This window comes from Burkholderia sp. BCC0397, assembly GCF_902832865.1.
Classification (GTDB): Bacteria; Pseudomonadota; Gammaproteobacteria; order Burkholderiales; family Burkholderiaceae; genus Burkholderia.
In genome coordinates, this window is sequence record NZ_CADFDL010000003.1 from 42,811 (window position 1) to 63,350 (window position 20,540).

Annotated in this window: 18 protein-coding genes; 4 read left to right on the top strand and 14 right to left on the bottom strand. The window is 66.4% G+C overall.

Going from position 1 to position 20,540, the window contains the following annotated elements; genetic code table 11:
* Positions 1-29: 29 nt before the first annotated feature.
* The 5 genes from pstS to HWX03_RS10295 all read right to left on the bottom strand — a co-directional run bounded on the left by pstS (position 30) and on the right by HWX03_RS10295 (position 6,559).
* A complete protein-coding gene (pstS, locus tag HWX03_RS10275; protein ID WP_175871179.1) occupies positions 30-1,064 on the bottom strand; it encodes a phosphate ABC transporter substrate-binding protein PstS in 1,035 nt (344 codons plus the stop codon).
* Positions 1,065-1,469: 405 nt separating this feature from the next.
* Positions 1,470-2,825: a phosphoglucosamine mutase gene (glmM, locus tag HWX03_RS10280; RefSeq protein WP_175871180.1), complete on the bottom strand. Its 1,356-nt coding sequence runs from the start codon at positions 2,823-2,825 to the stop codon at positions 1,470-1,472.
* Between the two features lie 39 nt (positions 2,826-2,864).
* Positions 2,865-3,806 carry a dihydropteroate synthase gene (gene folP, locus HWX03_RS10285; RefSeq protein ID WP_175871181.1) on the bottom strand — a complete coding sequence of 314 codons (942 nt, stop codon included), beginning with the start codon at positions 3,804-3,806 and terminating at the stop codon, positions 2,865-2,867.
* 28 nt (positions 3,807-3,834) lie between these two features.
* Positions 3,835-5,730: an ATP-dependent zinc metalloprotease FtsH gene (ftsH, locus tag HWX03_RS10290; protein ID WP_175820141.1), complete on the bottom strand. Its 1,896-nt coding sequence runs from the start codon at positions 5,728-5,730 to the stop codon at positions 3,835-3,837.
* Between the two features lie 166 nt (positions 5,731-5,896).
* On the bottom strand, positions 5,897-6,559 hold the full coding sequence (locus HWX03_RS10295; protein ID WP_174433392.1) for an RlmE family RNA methyltransferase: 663 nt from the start codon (positions 6,557-6,559) through the stop codon (positions 5,897-5,899).
* A 193-nt stretch (positions 6,560-6,752) separates the two neighbouring features.
* Here HWX03_RS10295 and HWX03_RS10300 point away from each other — a divergent pair, with 193 nt between their 5' ends.
* Positions 6,753-7,280, top strand: coding sequence for a YhbY family RNA-binding protein (locus tag HWX03_RS10300; protein ID WP_174386428.1), 528 nt, complete (start codon positions 6,753-6,755; stop codon positions 7,278-7,280).
* 49 nt (positions 7,281-7,329) lie between these two features.
* On the opposite strand, the gene HWX03_RS10305 is transcribed toward HWX03_RS10300, so the two are convergent.
* The 8 genes from HWX03_RS10305 to gloB all read right to left on the bottom strand — a co-directional run bounded on the left by HWX03_RS10305 (position 7,330) and on the right by gloB (position 17,844).
* Positions 7,330-7,788 carry a DUF4149 domain-containing protein gene (locus tag HWX03_RS10305; protein ID WP_175871610.1) on the bottom strand — a complete coding sequence of 153 codons (459 nt, stop codon included), beginning with the start codon at positions 7,786-7,788 and terminating at the stop codon, positions 7,330-7,332.
* 14 nt (positions 7,789-7,802) lie between these two features.
* Positions 7,803-8,279 carry a transcription elongation factor GreA gene (gene greA, locus HWX03_RS10310; protein ID WP_174386427.1) on the bottom strand — a complete coding sequence of 159 codons (477 nt, stop codon included), beginning with the start codon at positions 8,277-8,279 and terminating at the stop codon, positions 7,803-7,805.
* Between the two features lie 118 nt (positions 8,280-8,397).
* Positions 8,398-11,652, bottom strand: coding sequence for a carbamoyl-phosphate synthase large subunit (gene carB / locus HWX03_RS10315; protein WP_175820143.1), 3,255 nt, complete (start codon positions 11,650-11,652; stop codon positions 8,398-8,400).
* Between the two features lie 49 nt (positions 11,653-11,701).
* Positions 11,702-12,373 carry a leucine efflux protein LeuE gene (gene leuE / locus HWX03_RS10320; RefSeq protein ID WP_175820144.1) on the bottom strand — a complete coding sequence of 224 codons (672 nt, stop codon included), beginning with the start codon at positions 12,371-12,373 and terminating at the stop codon, positions 11,702-11,704.
* A gap of 37 nt (positions 12,374-12,410) precedes the next feature.
* Positions 12,411-13,556, bottom strand: coding sequence for a glutamine-hydrolyzing carbamoyl-phosphate synthase small subunit (gene carA, locus HWX03_RS10325; RefSeq protein ID WP_175820145.1), 1,146 nt, complete (start codon positions 13,554-13,556; stop codon positions 12,411-12,413).
* Between the two features lie 365 nt (positions 13,557-13,921).
* Positions 13,922-15,139 carry an MFS transporter gene (locus HWX03_RS10330; protein ID WP_175871182.1) on the bottom strand — a complete coding sequence of 406 codons (1,218 nt, stop codon included), beginning with the start codon at positions 15,137-15,139 and terminating at the stop codon, positions 13,922-13,924.
* Positions 15,140-15,290: 151 nt separating this feature from the next.
* On the bottom strand, positions 15,291-16,856 hold the full coding sequence (locus HWX03_RS10335) for a transglycosylase SLT domain-containing protein (protein ID WP_175820147.1): 1,566 nt from the start codon (positions 16,854-16,856) through the stop codon (positions 15,291-15,293).
* Positions 16,857-17,007: 151 nt separating this feature from the next.
* Positions 17,008-17,844 (bottom strand): hydroxyacylglutathione hydrolase, encoded by an 837-nt coding sequence (gene gloB, locus HWX03_RS10340; protein ID WP_175871183.1) that lies wholly within the window; start codon positions 17,842-17,844, stop codon positions 17,008-17,010.
* A gap of 18 nt (positions 17,845-17,862) precedes the next feature.
* Between gloB and HWX03_RS10345 the strand changes: the two genes are divergently transcribed.
* The 3 genes from HWX03_RS10345 to dnaQ are packed head-to-tail and all read left to right on the top strand — an operon-like array spanning position 17,863 to position 19,890.
* Positions 17,863-18,675 (top strand): class I SAM-dependent methyltransferase, encoded by an 813-nt coding sequence (locus HWX03_RS10345; RefSeq protein ID WP_208456802.1) that lies wholly within the window; start codon positions 17,863-17,865, stop codon positions 18,673-18,675.
* Positions 18,672-19,115, top strand: coding sequence for a ribonuclease HI (rnhA, locus tag HWX03_RS10350; RefSeq protein WP_174386420.1), 444 nt, complete (start codon positions 18,672-18,674; stop codon positions 19,113-19,115). Before HWX03_RS10345 ends, rnhA begins: the two co-directional genes overlap by 4 nt.
* Positions 19,116-19,155: 40 nt before the next feature.
* Positions 19,156-19,890, top strand: a complete 735-nt coding sequence (dnaQ, locus tag HWX03_RS10355) for a DNA polymerase III subunit epsilon (RefSeq protein ID WP_175871184.1) — start codon at positions 19,156-19,158, stop codon at positions 19,888-19,890.
* A 27-nt stretch (positions 19,891-19,917) separates the two neighbouring features.
* Here dnaQ and HWX03_RS10360 read toward each other — a convergent pair whose 3' ends face one another.
* The gene (locus HWX03_RS10360; RefSeq protein ID WP_011545077.1) at positions 19,918-20,250 is read right to left on the bottom strand and encodes a YnfA family protein; all 333 of its coding nucleotides are present in this window, start codon (positions 20,248-20,250) and stop codon (positions 19,918-19,920) included.
* Positions 20,251-20,540: the final 290 nt, after the last annotated feature.

Here is a 20,540-nt window from a genome sequence, read left to right on the forward strand (position 1 = left end):
GCACGGCCGGGCAGCGAACCGCTGCATGCTTACTCGGCGGCGACCGGCTTGCCCGAAGCGTCCGTCACCTTCGTCTTCCACTGCTTGCGGATTTCCGTCTCGACCGTCGCCGGCAGCGAGATGTAGTCGAGGCTGTCGGCAGCCTTCTCGCCGTTCTTGAACGCCCAGCTGAAGAACTTCAGCGTTTCCGCGCCCTGCTCCGGCTTGTCCTGCTTCGCGTGCAGCAGCACGAACGTCGCGCCGACGACCGGCCAGGCTTCCTTGCCCGGCTGGTTCGTCAGGATCTGGTAGAACGACTTCGACCAGTTCGCGCCTGCTGCTGCGGCCTTGAACGTTTCCGTCTTCGGCTCGACCACCGTGCCCGTCGAATTCTTCAGCGCGGTGTAGGTCATGTTGTTCTTCTTCGCGTACGCCCACTCGACGTAGCCGATCGCGCCCGGCAGGCGCTGCACGAAGGCCGCGACGCCGTCGTTGCCCTTGCCGCCCGTGCCCGTCGGCCAGTTGACCGTCGTGCCTTCGCCGATCTTCGACTTCCACTCGTCGTTGACCTTCGACAGGTAGTTCGTCCAGATGAAGCTCGTGCCCGAACCGTCAGCGCGGCGGACCACGGCGATGTCCGTATCCGGCAGCTTGACCTTCGGGTTCAGCGCGGCGATCGCCGGGTCGTTCCACTTCTTGATCTTGCCGAGGTAGATGTCGCCGAGCACCGGGCCCGACAGCGTCAGTTCGCCGGCCTTCACGCCCGGCACGTTGATGACCGGCACCACGCCGCCCACCACCGTCGGGAACTGGAACAGGCCTTCCTTCGCGAGGTCTTCATCCTTCAGCGGTGCGTCCGAACCGGCAAAATCGACCGTCTTCGCGACGATCTGCTTCAGGCCGCCCGACGAGCCGATGCCCTGGTAGTTGACCTTCGAACCGCCGGACTGCTGGTAGTCGGCAGCCCATTTCGTATAGATCGGCATCGCGAACGTGCTACCTGCGCCCGTGATGTCGGCAGCGTGGGCGGCGACGGCGAAAAGCGCGCCAGCCAGGCCGGCAATCGCGGTTTGCATCAATTTCATGAGACCTCCAGTGTGTGAGCGGATGACTACGGCACCGCGAAGGTTAGGGGCTGCTCATGACGGTAATGTGACAATCGATGAAACTGGCGTGACAGTAACATGACTGGTTGAAAGGGAGTATCGGGGCGGCGCGTCGGGGCGCCGGAGCGGCGCTTGCGGCAAGAATTGCCTGGCTCGGAGGGCGGGATGAACGCCCGTTTTCACGGGCGTGCGGGCGCATCGTAGCGCACCATCAGCCGGACGGAAAGCCCGGCCTGGCAGCAGGCATGATTCCGGGGTCGGATGTCTGATTCGATCGGAAGAATGCGTTTGCCGAAAGTGCTTCTATTAGGTAGGGCAAACCTTTGCGTCTGACAAAACGACGGCGCCCGAGGGGCGCCGCACGCATATTCATCGAGAGCCGGGTCAGGTCGTCGCCGCGCGCACCGCGTCGGCAATCGTCTCCGCATGGCGCAACGCGTCGGCCGCCTGCTGCGCCTCGACCATCACGCGCAGCACGGGCTCCGTGCCCGATGCGCGGATCAGCACGCGGCCGCTGCCGGCGAGCGCGGCTTCGGCTGCATCGATCGCGGCGCGAATCGACGCGCTGCCCTTCCAGTCGGCGCCCGGCTTCATCCGCACGTTGATCAGCTTCTGCGGGAACAGCGTGACGCCGTCGAGCATCTGCGCGAGGGTGCGGCCGCTGCGCTTCAGCGCGGCCAGCACGAGCAGCGCCGACACGATGCCGTCGCCGGTCGAGTGCCGGTCGAGCGACAGGATATGGCCCGACCCTTCCGCGCCGAGCTGCCAGCCGTGCTCGCGCAACTGCTCGAGCACGTAGCGGTCGCCGACCGCCGCACGGACGAACTTCACGCCCTCGCGCTGCAGCGCGACTTCGACGGCGAGGTTGGTCATCAGCGTGCCGACCGCGCCGTCGACCTTGCCGTCGGTCGTGATCCGGTCCTTCACCAGCACGTAGAGCAGCTCGTCGCCGTTGTACAGGCGGCCGGTCGCATCGACGACCTGCAGGCGATCGGCATCGCCGTCGAGCGCAATGCCGAGATCGGCGTGATTCGCCCGCACCGCGCGCACCAGTGCGTCCGGCGCGGTCGCGCCGACGCCGTCGTTGATGTTGAAGCCGTTCGGCGCAACGCCGATCGGAATGACGTCCGCACCGAGTTCGTGGAACACGTGCGGCGCGATCTGGTACGCGGCGCCGTGCGCGCAATCGATCACGAGCTTCAGCCCGCGCAGGTCGAACGCAGCCGGGAACGTGCTCTTGCAGAATTCGATGTAGCGGCCGCCTGCGTCGTCGAGGCGGCGCGCCTTGCCGAGCCCGTCGGACGGCGCACATTCGAGCGGCTTGTCGAGCCATGCTTCGATCGCGGCTTCGGTGTCGTCGGGCAGCTTGTTGCCGTCAGCCGAGAAAAACTTGATCCCGTTGTCGTGATACGGGTTGTGCGACGCGCTGATCACGACACCGGCCGACAGACGCAGCGCACGCGTCAGGTACGCGACGCCGGGCGTCGGCATCGGGCCGGCCAGCATCACATCGACGCCCGCTGCCGAGAATCCGGCCTCGAGCGCGGCTTCGAGCATGTAGCCCGACACGCGCGTGTCCTTGCCGATCAGCACGGTCGGACGCGAGCCTGCCGCGACGTCGGCCGAGCCGGCCAGTACCTTGCCGGCCGCATAGCCGAGGCGCAATACGAAGTCCGGCGTGATGGGCGCTTCGCCCACCGTGCCGCGAATGCCGTCCGTGCCGAAATATCGACGTCCCATGGGGTCTTTCCTCCTTCGTCTTTCGTCTTTCTGACTTGCTTATCGTTGCCGCACGGCTGCGCGCACGGCATTCCATACTTTCAGCGCATCGACCGTCGCCGCGACGTCGTGCACGCGCACGATCGCGGCGCCCCGCTCGACCGCGCACAACGCGGCCGCCACGCTCGCCGCGACGCGCTCCATCGGCGGCTTGCCGCCGATCACCGCGCCGAGCATCGACTTGCGCGACATGCCCGCGAGAATCGGATAAGCGCGACCGTCGGGCCGCGCGGGCGCCGTATCCGGCAACGCGGCCAGCAGCGCATAGTTGTCGTCGACGACCGCCTTGCCGAACCCGAAGCCGGGATCGACACAGATGCGCTCCGCCGCCACCCCGGCGTCGCGCAGCGCCTGGGCGCGCGCCGCGAGAAAATCGCGCACGTCGGTCACGACGTCGCCGTAGTCGGGCTCGCCGACCTGCATCGTCTGCGGCTCGCCGAGCATGTGCATCGCACACAGGCCGCTATTGCCGTCGCGCACCGCGTCGATCGCGCCCGGCTGGCGGAACCCCCAGATGTCGTTGATCAGGTCCGCGCCGGCGGCCAGCGCCGCACGCATCACGGCCGGCTTGTAGGTATCGATCGACAGCGGCACGTTCAGCGGCCGCAGCGCCTCGACGAGCGGAATCACGCGCGCGAGCTCCTCGTCGAGCGGCACGGGCGGCGCGCCGGGGCGCGTCGATTCGCCGCCGATGTCGAGCAGGTCCGCACCGTCGGCAATCATCTGCTCGGCCTGGCGCAGCGCATCGTCGCGCGCGAGGAAGCGGCCGCCGTCGGAGAACGAATCGGGCGTGGCGTTGAGGATGCCCATCACGAGCGGGCGTTCGAACGTCAGTTCGAAGCGGCCGCACCGGAGCGGCGCGGGAATGAACGGGAACACTGCGGAATCGGACACGAGCAACGGGCGTGGATGAATGCAAAACGGGCCGGTGTGAAGCCACACCAGCCCGTGAACGGTACTAAAGCGGAGATTATGCCGCCGGCGTAGCCGGCGCCGGCGCGCTGCCGGGCTTGACCTCGGCGCTGCCGCCGCCCGACGAATCGCCGCCGACAGCCGGCGAGCTCTTCGGCGAGCGCGGCGGACGGCCTTCCATGATGTCGTTGATCTGATCGGCGTCGATCGTCTCCCACTCCATCAGCGCGGCCGTCATCGCCTCGACCTTGTCGCGGTTGTCTTCGAGCAGGCGACGCGCGAGGTTGTACTGATCGTCCAGCACGCGGCGGATTTCCGAGTCGACCTTCTGCTGCGTCGCTTCCGAGATCGTGCGCGTGAAGCCGCGGCCGAACGGCGACGCATCATTCTCGTCGTCGACGTAGACCATCGGCCCGAGCGCGTCGGTCATGCCGAACCGGGCGACCATCGCACGCGCCGTCTGGGTCGCCTTGTTGAAGTCGTCCGATGCGCCGGTGCTGACCAGATTCATGAACAGCTCTTCGGCTACCCGGCCACCGAACAGGATCGCGAGGCGGTCCAGCAGGTAATCCTTCGAATACGTCTCGTTGTCATGCTCCGGCAACTGCCACGTGACACCCAGTGCGCGACCGCGCGGAATGATCGTGACCTTGTGCACCGGGTCCGCCTTCGGCAGCAGCTTCGCGACCACCGCGTGGCCCGACTCGTGGTATGCGGTAGCGCGCTTCGCTTCCTCGCGGATCACGGCCGACTTGCGCTCCGGACCCATGAAGATCTTGTCCTTCGCGTCCTCGAAATCCTGCATCTCGACGATACGCTTGCCGCGACGGGCGGCGAACAGCGCCGCTTCGTTCACGAGGTTCGCGAGATCGGCGCCCGAGAAGCCCGGCGTGCCGCGTGCGATGACTGCCGCGTCGACGTCGTTCGCGATCGGCACCTTGCGCAGGTGCACGCGCATGATCTGCTCGCGGCCGCGGATGTCCGGCAGGCCGACATAGACCTGGCGGTCGAAACGACCCGGACGCAGCAGCGCCTTGTCGAGCACGTCGGAACGGTTGGTCGCGGCGATCACGATCACGCCCGAGTTCGCCTCGAAGCCGTCCATCTCGACCAGCATCTGGTTCAGCGTCTGTTCGCGCTCGTCGTTGCCGCCGCCCATGCCGGCGCCGCGATGACGGCCGACCGCGTCGATTTCGTCGATGAACACGATGCACGGCGCATGCTTCTTCGCCTGCTCGAACATGTCGCGCACACGGGCCGCGCCGACGCCGACGAACATTTCGACGAAGTCCGAACCCGAGATGCTGAAGAACGGCACCTTCGCTTCACCGGCGATCGCGCGGGCGAGCAGCGTCTTGCCGGTACCCGGAGGACCGACCAGCAGCACGCCGCGCGGAATGCGACCGCCCAGTTTCTGGAATTTCTGCGGATCGCGCAGGAAGTCGACGAGCTCGGACACTTCTTCCTTCGCTTCGTCGCAGCCCGCGACGTCGGAGAAGTTCACCGCGTTGTTGTTCTCGTCGATCAGCCGCGCACGCGATTTCCCGAACGAGAATGCGCCGCCTTTGCCGCCCCCCTGCATCTGCCTCATCATGTAGAACCAGAACACGATGATCAGGATCGTCGGCCCGAGGTAGTACAGCGCGGACATCAGCGCGTTCGGCTCGTCGTCGGCCTTGCCGCTGACCTGCACGCCGTACTTCATCAGATCGCCGACCATCCAGATGTCGCCGGGCGACACGATCTGGTATTTCTGGCCATCAGCCGGAGTGACGGTGAGGTTGCGCCCCTGAACGATGACGTTCTTGACCTTGCCGTTCTTGGCGTCGTCCATGAACTGCGAATAGGACACGCCTTCCTGGACGCGGGGCTTGTCGAACTGCTTGAACACCGTAAACAGCACCAGTGCGATCACCAGCCACACCGCTGCCTTCGAAAACATATTGTTGTTCAAAGCACCACTCCTTCACTCGTAGACGAGCGCCTACATTTTCCTTGCGGCGCCCCTCGGTCATTCTAATCCAGTCCGACCACCCCCGCCATAAGCATTGACAACCGCCGCGATAGCGCTTCGCTTGTCTGGCAAGGGCCGGAGCCCGTTTGCGGCACCGCGCTCCGCATCAGCGCGGATGCTTCAGCTGCCGACCCAAAATGAACGTTTCGGACGATTTGTCGCGGGATGCCTTGGGCTTGCGCGGCGCGACAACCTTAAACTGCTGTTTGAACTTCTCGACGATCTGGCTGTAGCCGCTGCCGTGAAAGCACTTCACGAGCAGCGCACCGTCCGGCTTCAGATGGTTCTGCGCGAATTCGAGCGCCAGATCGCAGAGATGCTCGATGCGCGCCGCGTCCGCCGAGGCCACGCCAGAGAGGTTGGGGGCCATGTCGGAAATAACAAGGTCCACCTCGCGGCCTTCGAGCACTTCTTCGAGCTGCTGGAGGACGTCGTCCTCGCGGAAGTCGCCCTGCAGGAAGTGGACGTCGGCGATCGGCTCCATCGGCAGGAGGTCGAGCGCCACGATCGTGCCGTCGATGCCGCCTTCGCGCTCCGCGTCGCGCTTCTTGCCCTGCGCGAGCTTGTTGCGGGCATACTGGCTCCAGCTGCCCGGCGTGGCGCCGAGATCGACGATCACCTGGCCCGGACGGATCAGCTTGTCCTGCTCGTCGATTTCCTTCAGCTTGTACGCGGCGCGCGCGCGATAGCCCTCCCGCTGCGCCATTTTGACGTACGGGTCGTTGATGTGGTCGTGCAGCCAGTGCTGGTTGAAGCGGTTTTTTGCCATTCGAGAGAGAGATTGCTGCCAATTGCTTCGTGAAGCCGCGCTTTTAGCGGATAATACGCGTCTTCTTCGCGCGGCTGCGGCCCCTTTTCAGGCCCAAGCCGCGATTTTACGTGGTTTCGGCGCACGGCTGACGCGGTAACGTTCCGCGATCGCTATCCAGTCAGCGCGCCCTTATTTAGATTTCGACATTTCCATGCCCGCCCTTTCGCTTTCTCCCGCCGAGCGCTCCGCGCTGCGCTCCCAGGCCCATGCGCTCAAGCCCGTCGTGCTGATCGGCGCCGAAGGGCTGACCGACGCCGTGCTGAAGGAAATCAAGGTGCACCTCGACGCGCACCAGTTGATCAAGATCCGCGTGTTCGGCGACGAACGCGACACGCGCATCGCGATCTACGATGAAATCTGCGACCGCCTGAGCGCGGCGCCGATCCAGCACATCGGCAAGCTGCTGGTGATCTGGAAGCCCGAGGCCGCGGTCGCGGCCCCGACCCGCGGCCGTCGTGCCGGTGCGCTGCCGAGCGCGGCCGAAGCCGTCGATGACCGCAAAGGCCGTGCGCCGCGCACTGTCAAGGTCGTCAAGGTGTCGCCGAACGCGAGCCCCGTGCGCCGTCCGAAGCCGGTGAAGGTCACGGTGCGCGGCAACGAACGCGTGACCGCAGGCGGCACCGTGAAGCGCGCGAAAAAGCGCCAGGCCAGCACCAAGCGGCCGTTCCAGGGCAAGTAAAACGCTTGCGCGGCACGGCTTCCCGTGCCGCCCTGCCCCGGCGCGACGCTCAGGCGTCGCGCGCCGGCAGACGCCAGATCAGCATCAGCCCCAGCACGCTCTCGACGAGATAGAACACGCTCGAGACGCCGTGCAGCATCCCGAAGCGGCTCGCATACGGCGAATTCGCGATATCGGTGCCCGCCTCCATCGCGGCCACCCGCAGCGCGTTCATGAACGGCTGCAACGCAAAATACCCGACCAGCACGCACCCGACCATCGCGGCGACGATCCAGCGCACGCGGCGATAGTCGTTGCTGCCGCGCCGCACCTGCTGGTTCGACAACGCGAGCAGCAGCACGCCGCACACGACGCCGAGGATCGCCTCGATACGGAACAGCTGGGCGGCGACCGAACCGGCCGTCATCCGCTCCAGCGTCTTGAACAATACGGGCGCGACCGCATACCCGATCGTCAGCAGGCTGCCGACCCACACGGCCGACAGCAGACGGAACACGCGATGCGGCATCACGTCGCCCCGCTTCAGACGTAGCTGACCGAGATGATTTCGTACTCGCGCACGCCGCTCGGCGCCTGCACGGCCGCGACGTCGCCTTCGGTCTTGCCGATCAGCGCGCGCGCGATCGGCGAGCTGACCGAGATCAGGCCGTGATCGATATCGGCTTCGTCGTCGCCGACGATCTGGTACTTGACGGTGTCGCCCGACTCGAGATCCTCGAGTTCGACGGTCGCGGCGAACACCACGCGGCCATCGGCGTCGAGCACCGTGGGATCGATGACTTGCGCGGCGGACAGCTTCGATTCGAGTTCGGCGATGCGACCCTCGATGAAGCCCTGTTTTTCCTTCGCGGCATCGTATTCGGCGTTTTCGGACAGGTCGCCCTGTGCGCGGGCCTCCGCGATCGCGTTGATCACGGCCGGCCGCTCGACCGACTTGAGGCGCTGCAATTCATCGCGCAGTTGCTCTGCGCCACGCTTTGTCAACGGAATGGTGCTCATAAACGGCTCAATCGCTAAAAACGGCTTTAAAAAAAATCACCGCGATTAAGCGCGTTTCCGATGCACTGGAAACACCGCCTAATCGCGGCACGTGTTGCTTCGACAGGTAACTGACTGCTTAGTTTAGGCGAGCGTGAAGACCTTGTAAATCATAGACTTCCAGATCCTTCAGGTAGCGCAAGCCTTCGACGGCCGCGCGCGCGCCCGACATCGTCGTGTAGTACGTGACCTTGTGCGCCTGCGCGCTCATGCGGATCGAACGCGAATCGGCGATCGCCTGGCGCGTCTCGTCGACCGTCGTGAACACGAGTGCGATCTCGCCGTTCTTGATCATGTCGACGATGTGCGGGCGGCCGTCCTTCACCTTGTTCACGACCTTCACCGGCACGCCGGCCGCTTCGATCGCGGCAGCCGTACCCTTGGTCGCGACGATCGGGTAGCCGAGGTCGTGCAGCATGCGCGCGACTTCGACGGCCTTCGGTTTATCCGCATCCATCACGGTCAGCAGCACCGTGCCCGACTCCGGCAGGCGCGAACCGGCCGCGAGCTGCGACTTGAACAGCGCTTCGCCGAACGTCTGGCCGACGCCCATCACTTCGCCGGTCGAACGCATTTCAGGCCCGAGGACCGGATCGACGGTCGGGAACTTGACGAACGGGAACACCGCTTCCTTCACGCTGAAGTACGGCGGCTCGACTTCCTTCGTCACGCCCTGCTGCGCAAGCTTCTGGCCGACCATCGCACGCGCCGCGATCTTCGCGAGCGGCAGGCTGGTCGCCTTCGACACGTACGGCACCGTGCGCGACGCGCGCGGGTTCACTTCGAGCACGTAGATGATGTCCTGCTTCGAACCGTCCGCCTGCGGTACCTGCTGGATCGCGAACTGCACGTTCATCAGGCCGACCACGTTCAGCGCCTTCGCCATCGCGCCCGTCTGGCGCTTCAGCTCGGCGACGGTTTCCTTCGACAGCGAGTACGGCGGCAGCGAGCATGCCGAGTCGCCCGAGTGGACGCCCGCCTGCTCGATGTGCTCCATCACGCCGCCGATGAACACGGCTTCGCCGTCGCAGATGCAGTCGACGTCGCACTCGATCGCGTCGTTCAGGAAGCGGTCGAGCAGCACCGGCGAATCGTTCGACACCTTCACGGCCTCGCGCATGTAGCGCTCGAGGTCGCGCGGCTCGTGGACGATTTCCATCGCGCGGCCGCCCAGCACGTACGACGGACGCACGACCAGCGGATAGCCGATTTCGTCAGCCAGCGCGAGCGCTTCGTCTTCGGCGCGCGCGGTGCGGTTCGGCGGCTGGCGCAGGCCGAGGTCCTGCAGCAGCTTCTGGAAGCGTTCGCGGTCTTCGGCCGCGTCGATCATGTCCGGCGACGTGCCGACGATCGGTACGCCGTGCGCCTCGAGGTCGAGCGCGAGCTTCAGCGGCGTCTGGCCGCCGTACTGGACGATCACGCCGACCGGCTTTTCCTTGTCGACGATCTCGAGCACGTCTTCGAGCGTCAGCGGCTCGAAGTACAGGCGGTCGGATGTGTCGTAGTCGGTCGACACCGTTTCCGGGTTGCAGTTGACCATGATCGTTTCATAGCCGTCCTCGCGCATCGCGAGCGCGGCGTGCACGCAGCAGTAGTCGAACTCGATACCCTGGCCGATCCGGTTCGGGCCGCCGCCCAGCACCATGATCTTCTTGTTCGTGGTCGGCTGCGCCTCGCACTCTTCCTCGTAGGTCGAGTACATGTAGGCCGTTTTCGTCGCGAACTCGGCCGCGCAGGTGTCGACGCGCTTGTAGACCGGGCGCACGTTCAGCTCGACGCGGCGGCGGCGGACGTCTTCCGGCGTCGCGCCGAGCAGCTTCGCGAGGCGGCGGTCGGAGAAGCCGCTCTGCTTCAGGTAGCGCAGTTCGTCGAACGTCAGCGACGCGAGCGTGCGGCCCCCGAGCGCCTTTTCCTTCAGGATGATCTGCTCGATCTGCTCGAGGAACCACGGGTCGATCGCGGTTTCCGCGAAGATTTCCTCGGCCGTCATGCCGATGCGGAACGCATCGCCGACGTACCAGATGCGGTCCGGGCCCGGCTCGTGGATCTCGATCGCGATCTCGTCGCGGTTGGTCGACTTCTCGTCGAGACCGTCGACGCCGACTTCGAGGCCGCGCAGCGCCTTCTGGAACGATTCCTGGAACGTGCGGCCGATCGCCATCACTTCGCCGACCGACTTCATCTGCGTGGTCAGGCGCGAATCGGCTTCGCGGAACTTCTCGAACGCGAAACGCGGGATCTTCGTGACGACGTAGTCGATCGTCGGCTCGAACGACGCCGGCGTCTGGCCGCCGGTGATTTCGTTCTTCAGCTCGTCGAGCGTATAGCCGACCGCCAGCTTCGCGGCGACCTTCGCGATCGGGAAGCCGGTGGCCTTCGACGCGAGCGCCGACGAACGCGACACGCGCGGGTTCATCTCGATGACGACCATGCGGCCGTCCTTCGGGTTGATCGAGAACTGCACGTTCGAGCCGCCCGTGTCGACGCCGATCTCGCGCAGCACCGCGAGCGATGCGTTACGCAGGATCTGGTATTCCTTGTCGGTGAGCGTCTGCGCCGGCGCGACCGTGATTGAGTCGCCGGTGTGCACGCCCATCGGATCGAGGTTTTCGATCGAGCAGACGATGATGCAGTTGTCGGCGCGGTCGCGCACGACTTCCATCTCGTATTCCTTCCAGCCGAGCAGCGACTCTTCGATCAGCAGCTCGCGCGTGGGCGACAGGTCGAGACCGCGCTTGCAGATCTCCTCGAACTCTTCGCGGTTGTACGCGATGCCGCCGCCCGAGCCGCCGAGCGTGAACGACGGACGGATCACGACCGGGTAGCCGCTGCCACCGGTGAGCGCCATGATCTCGGCGTGCACCTGGGTCGCCTCTTCCATCGAGTGCGCGACGCCCGACTTCGCGGAGCCGAGACCGATCTTGGTCATCGCGTCCTTGAACTTCTGGCGGTCCTCCGCCTTGTCGATCGCTTCCGGCGACGCGCCGATCAGCTCGACGCCGAACTTCTCGAGCACGCCGTGGTGATGCAGGTCGAGCGCGCAGTTCAGCGCGGTCTGGCCGCCCATCGTCGGCAGGATCGCGTCCGGGCGCTCCTTCTCGATGATGCGTGCGACGACTTCCCACGTGATCGGCTCGATGTAGGTCACGTCGGCCGTGTTCGGGTCGGTCATGATCGTCGCCGGGTTGCTGTTGACGAGAACGACCTTGTAGCCCTCCTCACGCAACGCCTTGCAAGCCTGCGCGCCCGAATAGTCGAACTCGCACGCCTGGCCGATGATAATCGGGCCGGCGCCGATGATGAGGATGCTCTTGATGTCTGTGCGTTTTGGCATGGCTTGTGAATTCAATAAGTAATCGTTGTCGTGGGTCGGCCGGCGGCGCTCAGCTCAGGGTCGCGAGCGCCAGCTTCACCGAGAAACCGATGAACAGGCCGCCCACGCTGCTCGCCGCGCCTGCCGCGAGCTTGCGGCGGCGGCGGAAGTGCTCGGCGAGCCGCGCGCCCGCGAAGATCAGCGTGCTCAGGTACAGGAAGCTCGCGCATTGCGCGATCGCCCCGAGCACGACGAACGACAGCGCGGGATGCGGGAATGCCGGGTCGACGAACTGGATGAAGAACGAGATGAAGAACAGGATCGCTTTCGGATTCAGCAGGCTCACGATCAGCGCTTTCCGGAACGGCTTGTCGAAAGACCGCTCGCCGTCGACCGCCTGCGGCGCCTCGACCGGCGCATCGCCGCGCGCGCGCAACTTGCTCCACGCGCTGCGCAGCATCCCGGTGCCGATGTACAGCAGGTACGCGGCGCCGCCGTACTTGACGACGGAGAACAGCAGCGGGTTCGCCTTCAGCAGCGACGCGACGCCCGCAGCCGACAGCACCATCAGCACGGTATCGCCGACGAACACGCCGCAGGCCGCGCGATAGCCGGCCTTCACGCCGCGCTGCGCGGCGAGCGACAGCACGTACATCGAGTTCGGCCCCGGCAGCAGGATGATGAAGATCACGCCGAACACGTAGGTCCAGATATCCGTGATGCCGAGTGCGTGGCCGAACATGATGTGAATCTCCCGTCCTTCGGTTGCGTCGATGACGTTAAGCGGTGCGCTGCTTCGCCGCGTCCATCAGCGCGGTGAAACGGTCGAACAGGTAGCCGATGTCGTGCGGGCCGGGCGACGCTTCCGGGTGGCCCTGGAAGCAGAACGCCGGCTTGTCGGTCAGCTCGAAGCCCTGCAGCGTGCCGTCGAACAGCGACACGTGCGTCACGCGCGCGTTGGCCGGCAGCGAATCGGCGTCGACCGCGAAGCCGTGGTTCTGCGACGTGATCACGACACGGCCGTCGCCGAGATCCTTCACCGGATGGTTCGCGCCGTGGTGGCCCGTCTTCATCTTCAGCGTCTTCGCGCCGACCGCGAGGCCCATGATCTGGTGGCCGAGGCAGATGCCGAAGGTCGGCACGCCGCGCTCGATGAATGCCTTCGTGGCCGCGATCGCGTAATCGCACGGCTCCGGATCGCCGGGGCCGTTCGACAGGAAGACGCCGTCCGGATTCAGCGCGAGCGCATCTTCCGCACTGGCTTGAGCCGGCAGCACCGTCACGTGGCAGCCGCGCTCCGCGAGCATGCGCAGGATGTTGTACTTGACGCCGAAGTCGTACGCGACGACGCGGTACTTCGGCGATTCCTGCATGCCGTAGCCGCCTTCGAGACGCCATTCCGTCTGCTTCCACTCGAACGGCTTGGTGGTCGACACGACCTTCGCGAGATCCATGCCGGCGAGGCCCTCGAACGAGCGCGCGAGCTCGATCGCCTTCGCCTCGTCGTCGGAGCCCGCCAGAATGCAGCCGCTCTGCGCGCCCTTGTCGCGCAGGATGCGGGTCAGCTTGCGGGTGTCGATACCGGCGATCGCGACGACGCCTTCGTCGCGCAGGTAGTCGCCGAGCGTGCGGTCCATCCGGAAGTTCGATGCGAGCGTCGGCAGATCGCGGATGATCAGGCCGGCGGCATGGACTTTCGTGGCTTCGACGTCTTCGGCGTTGACGCCGACGTTGCCGATATGCGGATAGGTGAGCGTGACGATCTGGCGCGAGTAGCTCGGATCAGTCAGGATTTCCTGATAGCCGGTGATCGCGGTATTGAACACGACTTCGCCGATCGTATGGCCTTCGGCCCCGATCGAATAACCACGAAAGACCGTGCCGTCGGCGAGTGCAAGCAAGGCGGGAGAAAAAGACGGCAACACGGGAGGCTCCTTGGGGAACACCCTGCTGCCGACCTGTTTACCCTGCCGCGCGAGCGCCGCGCTGCGTGGACGCGCGCGGTCGCTAGCTGGACGCGGCCTGCGTTGTCGAGACGCGAAGCCGGCGCGTGGCGCACGAGGCTTCGCGGCATCGCCCGGCAGGCGGCGTGCGGCGGATGAACGGGATGAATGAGGTAGGCGCTAGGGTGCGAGGTTGATCAGCACAAACTTTCAAATTATAGCCTGAAAATGGGCCTATCTTCAATGGATATGGCCGCCCGATCATGCGCGCGCCGCGCCCGGCGGCGCCGCGCGCGGTGCTGCGGCCCCGTTTCCGCGGCCGCCCTACCCGTCAGCGTACCGCCGGATCAGTGCGCTTGGCCAGCGCTGCGCGCGGGCCATACGTACCAGACCGCGCTCGCGAGCTGCAGCGCGAGCAGCACGCCCCACGCGGTGAGGTGCGCGGCCGCCGGATAACGGCCGTCGACCGCCGGCCAGTGCGACAGCACAGCGCCGACGCCGATCTGGAACGCGAAGATCAGCAGGAAGATCACGAGCGTGAGCGTCGTGTTCGCGCGGCCGATCAGATGGGCGGGAAAATGTCCGGCCATCACCGCGTAGGTCAGGATGCCCACGCCGCCGAACATCCCGTAGGCGGCCCACAGCACGGCCGGCGGCAACGGCACGCGCGCGACGATCGCGAGCTGCGTCGCGACGAACAGCGCCATGCCGATACCGCACGTTGCGTAGACCGACACGCCGCGCCGCTCGAGCACGCGCGCCGCCGCGCCGAAGCCGACGCAGCCGGCCATCATCGCGAAGCCGAGCACCGACACGAGGCGCGCCGCATGCGGCGCATCGAACCCGCCGACATCGCGCAGATATGGCCCGACCCACAGCGACTGCATCGCATAGAACACGCCCTGCGTAACGACGGAGAACGACGCGATCTTCCAGAACGCGCGGCTGCTCAGGATATGCCACGTACCCTTGAACTGGCTGACGAGCCCGCCCTGGTGGCGCGCCTGCGGCGAGTCGGGCGCGCCGAAGCCGATCGATGCTGCGACGACCACCGTCAGCACCGCGAGGCCGAAACAGATCGCGCGCCAGCTCGCCCAGCCGAGCAGCCAGGTCAGTGGCGAGCCGACCATCACGCCGCCGAGGCCGCCCACGGCCATCACGAGGCCGTTGACGAGCGGCAGCCGGCCGACCGGGAAATGCTGCGCGAGCGCCTTGAACGCCGCGCCGAGACACACCGATACGCCGACGCCGATCAGCAGCCGGCCGACCATCATCGTGCCGATGCCGTGCGCCGCGCCGAACACGGCCGCGCCGGCCGCCGCGAACAGCAGCATGCCGCCCGTCACGCGGCGCGGGCCGAAGTGGTCGAGCAGCACGCCGGCCGGGATCTGCGCCCCTGCGAAGCCGAGGAAATAGAGACTGGTGAGTAGCCCGAGATCGGCGGCCGACAGCCCGAGCTCATGCGTGACGAGCGGCGCGAAGCCCAGATTGACGCCGCGAAACACATACGACACGAAATACCCGACCGAAAACAGCGCGAGCACCCTCACCTGCACCGACGACATCGCTTCCCCTTGTCATATGAAGACGCGCGACGCAGCGCCGCGCACAAACGAAAACGCCGTCACCTCGGTGACGGCGTTTCGTCGAATTCGTCGGATGATAGCGCAATCGTACGGGCCTCACCGGCCGCGACGCGGCGCGCGCCAGCCGCGCTTACTTCTTCTTGCCCTTGTGCGCGGCGGCCTTGGCCGGCGCGGCTTTCGCGGGAGCGGCCTTCGCCGACGACTTGGCGGCGCCGCGCTTGCTGCCGTGCGACTTGCTGCCCACCGCCAGGCTCGCGCGCTCGATGTGCGCACCGCCCGTCGACGTCGCGATCCGCTCCGGACCGGGTTCCGCCGGCACCGCGCGGCCGACCGGCACGTGCAGCACGAGCGCCTGGCCCGGCATCACGAGATCGCGGTGCGTGCGGTTCCACGCCTTCAACTGGCCGACCGACACGCCGTAGCGGCCGGCGAGCGCCGCCATCGACTGCTTGCGGCGCACGCGGATCAGCATCTTGCGCGTATCGGGGACGTCCGGCTCCATCGCGAGCGCGCCGTTTTCGGCGACGTCGGCGCTGATGTCCTCGTCGTCGTCATCGCCGCGCGGCACGACGATCGTCGAACCCGGCTTCAGGCGCATGCCGGCCGGAATCTTGTTGACCGACATCAGCGTATCGGCGTCGACGCCGATCTTCTCGGCGATCGCGGCCGGGCGTGCACGCTCGCTGACCGTGTAGGTGGTCCACGACGACAGCTGGCCGTTGTAGGCTTTCAGGCTCTTCTCGAACGCGGACGCGTTGTCGAACGGCAGCAGGATCTGCGGCTCGGTCGCGCCGAGGATCACGGGCTTCGAGAACGACGGGTTCAGCGAGCGGAACTCGTCGAGCGGCAGGTTCGCGAGCTTCGCGGCCACCGCCACGTCGATGTCGCGCGATGTCGTGACCGTCACGAAATACGGGTGGTTCGGAATATCCGGCAGCGCCAGGCCGTACTGCTGCGGGCTCGCGATGATGTTCTTCACCGCCTGCAGCTTCGGCACGTAGTTGCGCGTCTCGTTCGGCATCCGCAGGTTCTGGTAGTCGGTCGGCAGGCCGGCCGCCTGGTTGCGCGCGATCGCGCGCTGCACGTTGCCTTCGCCCCAGTTGTACGCGGCCAGCGCCAGATACCAGTCGCCGAACATGTCGTGCAGGCGGGACAGGTAGTCGAGCGCGGCGCTCGTCGACGCGAGCACGTCACGGCGCTCGTCCTGCCACATGTTGCGCTTCAGGTTGTACGTGCGGCCGGTGCCGGGCATGAACTGCCACATGCCGGCCGCTTTCGCGACCGACAGCGCCTGCGGGTTGTACGCGGACTCGATGAACGGCAGCAGCGCGAGCTCGGTCGGCATGTGACGCGCCTCGAGCTCCTCGACGATGTGATACAGGTACTTCTGCGAGCGCTCGGTCATGCGCTGCACGTAATCGGGCCGCTGCGTATACCAGGTCGTCTGCATGTCGACGAGATCGCTCTGCAGGTCGGGCATCTGGAAGCCGCGGCGGATGCGCGCCCAGAGATCGGAGTCTGCACTGGTCAGGTCGCCGACGGATTGCTTGTCGACGTCGACAGTTTCTTTGGCGGTGGCTGATTTACGGAGGTAGTTGGACGTCGCCTGCGAATCGGCGGCGTTGTTGGCGACAGGGGGCTGGCTCGCACAAGCGGCGAGTAGCAGCACCACCATCGCACTCAATATAAGTCGCATGAAAATCTCGGCTTCCGACGGCTGGAAATTGCAGGCGATACTACGGAAGTGCGTGCTTCACGTCAATAAAAACACCGAAAACTCAGTGAAATCCTACATTTGGAGCAATTTTTACAGACACCGCTTGAGCTTTGGAGTCCTCCGAAAAACGTCATCGGAACCGGTTTTTCCATTCGCGCATCAGCGTGAATGCCGCCAGACGATCCGTCACCGTTTCGTGCAGCTCGGCCTCGAGCGTCGCGTGGATCGCCGCGCTGTCGGCCCGCATGAACGGGTTGACGGCACGCTCGTGCGCGATCGTAGTGGGCAGCGTCGGCACGCCGCGCGCACGCAGCGCCTGCGCGTCGTCGCGCCACGCGGCGAGCGCCGCATTGCCGGGCTCGCACGCGAGCGCGAAGCGGATGTTCGACAGCGTGTATTCGTGTGCACAATGCACGCGGGTGTCGCCCGGCAGCGCCGCGAGCGCGTCGAGCGACGCGAGCATCTGCGCGGGCGTGCCTTCGAACAGGCGGCCGCAGCCGCACGAGAACAGCGTGTCGCCACAGAATACGTGCGGCACCGCGTTGCCCTGCCCGGCCGTGCCTTGACTGGCCGCGCCTTGGCCGGCCGCCTGAAAATACGCAATGTGGCCACGCGTGTGACCCGGCACGTCGAGCACGTCGAATGCGGCGGCCGGCGCGTCGAGCGTCACGCGATCGCCGCCCGAAAGCGGCCGCGTGACCACGCCGATCGCTTCGGCCGCGGGGCCGTAAACGGCGAGCGGAGCATCGTCCGGTTGGCTATTCCGCAGCGCCTCGACACCGCCGACGTGGTCGGCATGGTGGTGCGTGAGTAAAATAGCGGTCAACCGCCAGCCTCGTTCGGCAAGAACCCGGCGTACGGGCGCGGCTTCACCCGGGTCGACGGCGATCGCATCGCGGCCGTCCGAGACGAGCCAGATATAGTTGTCTTCGAATGCCGGTACCGGCACGTATTCCAGCTCGTTCATGGGCGCGCAATCATCGTTATGTCCGATCCACAAATTATAGACTGGCCCGCCTGGACCGACTCGCCGCCCGGCCGCTACGTGCTGGGCTGGGAGCAGGCGCAGCTCGACCGGATCGTGTCCGACGTCTTCGGATTCCACGCGCTGCAGCTCGGCCTGCCGCAGCTCGATGCGCTGCGCGAGAACCGCATGCCGTATCGCGGCCTCGTGCTCGACCCGGCGAGCGGCGCGAGCGCGCCGTATCAGTATCCGTGGGCGCGCGAAGCGCACGCGGCGGCCCATGCGCCCGCCGATCGCAGCACGACCTGGTGCGACCTGCTCGACCTGCCGTTCGAGTCGCAGAGCGTCGACCTGATCGTGATGCCGCACACGCTCGAATTCACGTCCGACCCGCACCGCCTGCTGCGCGAGGCCGAGCGCGTGCTGATGCCGGAAGGCCAGCTCGTGATCACCGGCTTCAACTCGCTCAGCCTGTGGGGCATGCGGCAGTCGTTCGGGCGCATGGCGAACCGTCCGTTCGTGCCGGCCACGCGCGACCAGATCGCGTTCATCCGGCTCAAGGACTGGATCAAGCTGCTCGGTTTCGACCTCGAACGCGGCCGCTTCGGCTGCTACCGGCCGCCGCTCGCCACCGACCAGTGGCTGGCCCGCTACGGCTTCATGGAGGCCGCCGGCGACCGCTGGTGGCCGATCTTCGGCGCCGTCTACATGGTGACGGCCGTCAAGCGCGTGCGCGGCATGCGCCTCGTCGGCCAGATCAAGATGAAGAAGCCCGTGCTCGCGCCGGGCCTGACGCCGGCGGCCTCCCCGACCACCCACCAAGAACGTTCATGACAACCGACACCATCGACATCTATACCGACGGCGCCTGCAAGGGCAACCCCGGCCCCGGCGGCTGGGGCGCACTGCTGCGCTACGGCGATCAGGAAAAGGAACTGTTCGGCGGCGAGCCGAACACGACCAACAACCGCATGGAGCTGATGGGCGTGATCGCCGCGCTCGAAGCGCTGAAGCGGCCGTGCCGGGTGATCGTGCATACCGACTCGCAATACGTGCAGAAAGGCATCAGCGAATGGATCCACGGGTGGAAGAAGAAAGGCTGGATCACCGCGGCGAAGACACCGGTGAAGAACGCCGACCTGTGGAAGCGGCTCGACGCGCTCGTCGTGCAGCACGAGATCGAGTGGCGCTGGGTCAAGGGTCACGCGGGCCATCCCGAGAACGAGCGCGCGGACGCGCTCGCGAACCGCGGCGTCGAATCGCTGGCCGCCTGAACACCGGCCGCCCTCTCCTGTTTTCCTTGCTTTTCCCGACATGCGCCAGATCATTCTCGATACCGAAACCACCGGCCTGAACGCCCGCACGGGCGACCGCCTCATCGAAATCGGCTGCGTCGAGCTGCTGAACCGGCGGCTCACCGGCAACAACCTGCACTTCTACGTGAACCCCGAGCGCGACAGCGATCCGGGCGCACTGGCGGTGCACGGCCTCACGACCGAATTCCTCAGCGACAAGCCGAAATTCGCGGAAGTCGCCCACCAGATCCTCGACTTCGTGAAGGACGCCGAGCTGATCATCCACAACGCGCCGTTCGACCTTGGCTTTCTCGACGCCGAATTCGCGCGGCTCGGCCAGCCGCCGTTCACCGAGCATTGCGGCGGCGTGATCGACACGCTGGTGCAGGCCAAGCAGATGTTCCCGGGCAAGCGCAATTCGCTCGACGCGCTGTGCGACCGTTTCGGCATCAGCAACGCGCACCGCACGCTGCACGGCGCACTGCTCGACTCGGAGCTGCTCGCCGAGGTGTATCTCGCGATGACGCGCGGCCAGGACAGCCTCGTGATCGACATGCTCGACGACGCGGGCGCCGACGGCGGCGCCGGGAACGGCCAGCGCGTGTCGCTCGCCGCGCTCGACCTGACCGTGGTGGCGGCGAGCGACGACGAGCTTGCCGCGCACCAGGCGCAGCTCGACGAGCTCGACAAGTCGGTCAAGGGCACCTGCGTGTGGCGCCAGTCCGCCGATACGGATACCGCCGAAGCAGCCTGATGCACGCGGCCCGCGCCGCGGCCGCGCTCATGCGCGCGGCTGCAGCGCGATGACGGCCATCCCGCCGAGCGCGAGCACCGCGCCGGCGACGTCCCAGCGGGTCAGCGCGACGCCGTCGACCACCCGCAGCCAGATCAGCGCCACCGCGATGTACACGCCGCCGTACGCGGCATAAGTGCGCCCCGCCGCACTCGGGTGCAGCGTCAGCAGCCACGCGAACAGCGCGAGCGACAGCGCGGCCGGCACCAGCAGCCAGGCCGGGCGCCCGGCCTTCAGCACGAGCCACGGCAGGTAGCAGCCGACGATTTCGGCCAGCGCGGTAGCGGCGAACAGCGCCGCGATCCTCATCAGTTCGGTCATCCGGTTCCTCGCGAATTCCGCCCCGTCGCGACGGGCGGCACGGCCGCGCCGCGCGCCGCCGATCATACCCGAGCGGGCCGCGCCGAATGCCCCGCCAGACGGGCGATCCCCGGCAATTTGCACGATCATCCGTCATCGTGCTATCATGTCGCCTGTTTCAACATTCAATCTCTGTCTTTTCGATTTTGAGAGAAGTCCGTCCGCACGCTGCGGGCCGGTGCCTCGATCGAAATTGCATCCACAGGAAAGCCCGCCCGACAGGCCCGCTTTTCTCGTTTCGTTGCCCCTCC